Origin of the sequence: Streptomyces torulosus, assembly GCF_001419765.1 — a bacterium.
GTDB lineage: Bacteria > Actinomycetota > Actinomycetes > Streptomycetales > Streptomycetaceae > Streptomyces > Streptomyces torulosus.
In genome coordinates this window covers 1-1,312 of the sequence record NZ_LIRK01000991.1, presented here as the reverse complement: position 1 = coordinate 1,312, position 1,312 = coordinate 1, and the positions used below count along the sequence as shown (strand labels likewise).

The following is a 1,312-nucleotide window of genomic DNA, read 5'->3' as shown; positions in this document are numbered from 1 at the left end:
CCTCGTGGGGGTACGCGCGGGGGATGGCGGAGCGGCTGGGGCGGGCGTCGGCCGCACTGGACATCCAGACCGGGGGCGGAGAGGTGCTGGACTCCGCCCCGCGGCTGCCCCGGCTGACCGTCGCCACCGAAGGATGGCCGCCGAACGCCGCCAAGGCCACCGCCCGGCTGCATCCGCGCGGGGCGGTGGTCGTCGCCAGCCCTGAGGACGCGCCGCTGCCCTTCGCGGACGGGGCCTTCGACCTGGTCACCAGCCGGCACCCGGTCCAGGCGCACTGGACGGAGATCGCCCGCGTGCTCAGGCCCGGCGGCACCTACTTCGCCCAGCACGTGGGGCCCGCCAGCGTCTTCGAGCTCGTCGAGCACTTCACGGGCCCCCTGCCGGACGAGGTCCGCGCGGGCCGGGACCCGCAACGCGAGCGCGCCGACGCCGAGGCGACGGGGCTGGAGATCGTGGATCTGCGGGCCGAGCGGCTCCGGATGGAGTTCTACGACATCGCCGCCGTCGTGCACTTCCTGAAGAAGGTCATCTGGATGGTGCCCGGCTTCAGCGTCGACGCGTATCTGCCCCAGCTGCGCTCCCTCCATGAGCGGATCCGGAGCGAGGGGTGTTTCGTCGCCCACAGCGCCCGCCACCTCTTCGAGGCGCGCAAGCCGAAACACCCCCTAGGGCCCTGCGGCCGGGAAGCCGCCCCCGCGGCCTTCCCTTTCGCCAACTTCGGCCAGGGACAGCGGCACTTCGGGGCGCCTGCGTGTGAGCCGTCCGGGTGAGGGGGCGTCCGCCGCTCCCCGGCGGCGACATCTCGCCCTCTCCCTGCCCCCTCCCGGTGTCCACATCGTTATCGCTCGCGACTTGGCTTGGATGACCCCTCTCGCGTAGGTTCAGACCAAGGTAATTCGCGTGAGCAAAGCTGCGCGGGGCGGCACCGTGCAGTGGAGGGGGCTGCGCGGTGCCGTGAACCAGCTGCCGCGCCGGCCGCGATGGCAGCCGTCCGTCAAGCGGGCGTTCCGGGGTCGCTTCACCCACATGAGCGCGCTCCACCTTCTCTCCCCGAGAGTCGCACAAGAATGCGCGAACCTCATGAATCCATCAGGATTCCTTCTCTTCCCCTTGGAATCGGTCGCGATCCGGCCATGATCACCCCTCGATCGCACCCTGAATGGACGCTTCCGCGCTCACCCTCGCGCTGTCGTCCGACTCCGCAGAGTAGTTGTGGCACGCCGATGCACGCAGCATCACTCACGAAGGGTTATGGTGGAAACCCCCCCTCGGGCCGGTCCGTCTCCCCCCCACGGACCGGCCCGAGGGGGGG

At 71.0% G+C, this 1,312-nt stretch carries 1 protein-coding gene; it reads left to right on the top strand.

Translation table 11 applies throughout. The features are described from left to right. The coding region (locus AOK23_RS43425) for a class I SAM-dependent methyltransferase (RefSeq protein WP_079050045.1) at window positions 1-770 on the top strand (770 nt) is incomplete at its 5' end. Window positions 771-1,312 lie beyond the last annotated feature (542 nt).